Source organism: Mesorhizobium sp. M7A.F.Ca.CA.001.08.2.1, from assembly GCF_003998455.1.
Classification (GTDB): domain Bacteria; phylum Pseudomonadota; class Alphaproteobacteria; order Rhizobiales; family Rhizobiaceae; genus Mesorhizobium; species Mesorhizobium ciceri.
This window is the reverse complement of sequence record NZ_RZPW01000611.1, coordinates 1-3,911: the sequence shown is the minus strand read 5'-3', so window position 1 is coordinate 3,911 and position 3,911 is coordinate 1. Positions and strand designations below refer to the sequence as shown.

Below are 3,911 nucleotides of genomic sequence, written 5' to 3'. Positions count from 1 at the left end.
CGCCGCCATCAGGATGATGCCGCCGGCCGCTTCGCTATCGAGAAATTCGCGGAAGACGGAAATCGGCCGCTGCTTCAGATTCTGCATGTCGCCTCCGTCATGCCGCCTGTTTCGGCGGGTTTCAATCGGCAAGATGGCAAACGGTGGCCTTAACGCGGCGCGCGCTTTGCCAGTATGCGCTGCAAGGTGCGACGGTGCATGTTGAGCCGGCGCGCTGTCTCGGAGACGTTGCGCTCGCACATCTCATAGACGCGCTGGATATGCTCCCATCGGACGCGGTCGGCCGACATCGGGTTTTCCGGCGGCGCCGCGCGCTCGCCGGCGGTGCGGGTGAGTGCGGCGAAGATATCATCGGCGTCGGCGGGCTTGGAGAGATAATCGACCGCACCGAGCTTCACCGCGGTCACCGCGGTGGCGATGTTGCCATAGCCGGTCAGGATGATGGTGCGGGAATCCTCGCGCTTTTCGCGGATGGCCGCGACCACGTCGAGGCCGTTGCCGTCGCCGAGCCGCATGTCGACCACGGCGTAGGCGGGTGGATTGGCGCGCGCCTTGGCAACCGCCTCCTCGACGCTCTCGGCCGTCTCGACCACGAAGCCCCTGGCTTCCATAGCGCGGGCCAGACGCGTAAGGAACGGCTTGTCGTCATCGACGACAAGCAGCGAGGTGTCCTCGCCTTCAACCATTGCGCCAATATTCTCGTCGCCTGTCATAGTCTCAAAATTCCTGCTGCCTTAATTTTACGCAAATATAGTTCCTGAGCCTCCTTGTCCAATTTTTAGAGGTCCTTCAAGGCTCTCAGGCAGTGTCGAACATGCTGGCCGAAGTGATTTCCGGATTGAGGAACACACCACGCGGCCACGATATCTGGACCATGGCGCCCTCGCCCAGGCCACTCGAATTGCGGAAATCGAGCACGGCACCAGAGCGTTCGAGCAGGGTCTTGGCGATGAACAGGCCGAGGCCCAGACCACCGCCGGTTTCATTGCCCTGACGCGTCGACATATAGGGCTCGCCGATGCGGTCGATGATCTCGGCCGGAAAACCGGGGCCGTCATCGACGATCGAGAAGGTGACGGTGGCCTCGTCCCAGCTCCAGCGCACGGTGACGCTTTTGCGGGCGAAATCGACCGCGTTCTCGACCAGGTTGCCGAGGCCGTAGATGACGCCCGGATTGCGCTGCCCGACCGGCTCGGGGCCGATGCGTTCGCCGGGCCGAAGCTTGATCGAGATGCCGAAGTCCCGGTGCGGCGCGGTGACCTCCTCGACCAGCGATGTCAATGGCAGCCGCGAAAGATGCGCCTCACCCTCCGAGGACAGGCTGGTCAGCCGCTTGAGAATCTCGCGGCAACGCTCGCTCTGCGAACGCAACAGCGTCACGTCTTCCCCATATTTCGGATCCTTGCCGAGCGCCTTTTCCATCTCCTTGGCGACAAGCGCGATGGTGGCGAGCGGCGTGCCGAGCTCGTGCGCGGCCGCGGCGGCCAGCCCGTCGAGCGCCGAAAGGTGTTGCTCGCGCTGCAGCACCAGCTCTGTTGCGGCGAGCGCATTGGCCAGAAGCCGGGCTTCGGCTGCCACCCGGAAAGCATATATGGCGGTGAAGGCGATCGAGGACAGCACCGCCATCCACATGCCGGCGACATAGAGAAAAGGCATCGCCAGCGGCGCATCCTCATGCCAGGGCAGCGGCAGATGGACAAAGACCAGAAAGGTCGCCGCCGACATGACCAGCCCGCCGAGGATGGCGGTCAGGCGCAGGGGCAGCGATGTCGCCGAAATGACGACAGGCACGGTCATCAGCAGCGAGAACGGATTGGTGAGGCCGCCGGTCATGTAGAGCAGGCCGGCAAGCTGCAGGCTGTCGAAGATGAGGATGCCGAAGGCCGCAAGCGGCGTGAGCCGGTGCGCCGCCGGAAAGCGAAAGGCGAGAAACAGATTCATCCAGGCCGAACAGGCGATCAGGGCAAAGCAGAGGCTGACCGGCAGCGGAAACTTCAGCCCATAGGCGACGACGAGCACCGCCAGGCTCTGACCGACAATGGCAAGCCATCGCAACCGGATTAGCGTGTTGAGGCGCAGTCTCTGGCTCTGCTGGAAATCGGGCGAACGCAAAACGTTGATCATGGCCATGAATTACAGCCGCGAAGCTCCAAAGGCTAGGTCCCGCGCGGCTTGGCCCTGGCGGTGGCGGCGGCGAGCAGCGGGTTTTCCGGCCAGACATGCTTGGGATAGCGGCCGCGCATGTCGGCGCGCACGTCGGCCCAGGAGCCGCGCCAGAAGCCGGGCAGGTCGCGCGTCGTCTGGATCGGCCGGTGCGCCGGCGACAGGAGTTCGAGCGTCAGCGGCACAGTGCCATTGGCGATGGCGGGATGCCGGTCGAGCCCGAACAGTTCCTGCACGCGAACCGCCAGCACCGGCCATTCGCTGTCATAGCGGATAGGCACATGGCTGCCGGACGGAGCGTCGAAATGGGTTGGCGCCAGCATATCGATCCTGCGCTGCAGATCATGCGGCACGAGGCTGGCCAGTCCGGCCGAGACAACACCTGCATCGATGGCGGCAAACGATGCCGCGCCGGCGAGGTAAGGCAGCAGCCAGTCGTCGAGGCGCTCGACGAGGGCGTCATCCGCCATATCGGGCCATGGCGCGCCCAGGCCGCGATGCAGCCAGCCAAGCCGCTGGCGCAGCGTTTGCGCCTCCTTGCTCCAGGTCAGCAGCGACAGCCCGTGCTGGCGCACGGCATCGAGGACGGCGCGGTCGGCGTCGGCCCCCGTTGGCGGCGGCAGCATGCGCTCGGCGAGCGTGATGGCGCCAAGGCGCACGGTTTCACGCACACGCACGGCGCGCTTGTCCCGATCGAAGCTCGTTTCACGGCGCGCCTCGATCCTGTCCGCCAACGCGACACGGACATCGTCCTCGCCGATCGCCGCTGCCGCCGTGATGCGCGCATTCTGTGCCTTGCCCTGCAGGTCGGCGACGACCAGAAACGGCTCGCCCGCCAGCGGGTCGGCGGCGTCGAGCATGGCGCCGGAGCCGTTGGCCAGCACGAAACGGCCGCGCTCGCCGCGCGCCTTCGCCACCCGATCCGGCCAGGCGTGCACGAGCAGGAGACCGGCGGCCGCAGCTTCGCTGCCCTTCGCCCCGCCAGCCTGCCTTGCCAGCCTTTCGGCGAGCTGCTTGGCGACGATAGCGCGCGGAGATCTTTCCCCGCGAAAGCGCATCAGCCGCCGCTCCAGATCGGCGCCGTCGCCGCCGAGGCCGCGTTCGGTAAGCAGCACGGCAAGCATCGCCGCCTCGAAGGCATGACCGCTCCGGGATGCCTCGGCAACCATATGCGCCAACCGCACCGGCAGAGCGAGCTTGCGCATCGCTGCACCCGCCTCCGTCAGGCGCCCCGTGTGGTCGATGGCATCCAGCGCGCGCAGTAGCCCCCTTGCCTCATTGAGGGCCGGAACAGGCGGCGGATCGAGAAAAGCGAGCGCTGACGGATCGGCAACGCCGAAGGCAGCACAATCGAGCAGCAGTCCGGACAGATCGGCCTCAAGGATTTCCGGCGGCGTGAAAGCAGGAAGTGCAGCCGTTTGCTCGGCCCGCCACAGCCGGATGGCGACGCCTGGCTGCGTGCGCCCGGCACGGCCGGCGCGCTGGTCGGCGGAAGCCTTGCTGACACGCACGGTCTCCAGTCGGGTCAAGCCACTGGCCGGCTCATAGCGCGGCAGCCGCGACAGGCCGGAATCGATGACGACGCGCACGCTGTCGATGGTGATCGAGGTTTCGGCTATCGAGGTGGCCAGCACCACCTTGCGGCGGCCCGATGTTGCCGGCTTGATCGCCGCGTCCTGCGCCTTGCCGTCCAGCATGCCGTAGAGCGGGACGATGTCGGTATCGGTGCCGACCTTGCCGACGAGAGC

General features: G+C 66.3%; 3 protein-coding genes. All 3 read right to left on the bottom strand.

Features of this window, described 5'->3' with window-relative positions; all coding sequences use genetic code 11:
* Window positions 1-149: 149 nt before the first annotated feature.
* The gene (locus tag EN914_RS27415) at window positions 150-713 is read right to left on the bottom strand and encodes an ActR/PrrA/RegA family redox response regulator transcription factor (protein ID WP_013528072.1); all 564 of its coding nucleotides are present in this window, start codon (window positions 711-713) and stop codon (window positions 150-152) included.
* Window positions 714-798: 85 nt separating this feature from the next.
* Window positions 799-2,130 carry an ActS/PrrB/RegB family redox-sensitive histidine kinase gene (locus tag EN914_RS27410; protein WP_013528073.1) on the bottom strand — a complete coding sequence of 444 codons (1,332 nt, stop codon included), beginning with the start codon at window positions 2,128-2,130 and terminating at the stop codon, window positions 799-801.
* 26 nt (window positions 2,131-2,156) lie between these two features.
* On the bottom strand, window positions 2,157-3,911 hold a 1,755-nt coding region (gene hrpB, locus EN914_RS27405; RefSeq protein ID WP_127389385.1), incomplete at its 5' end, for an ATP-dependent helicase HrpB.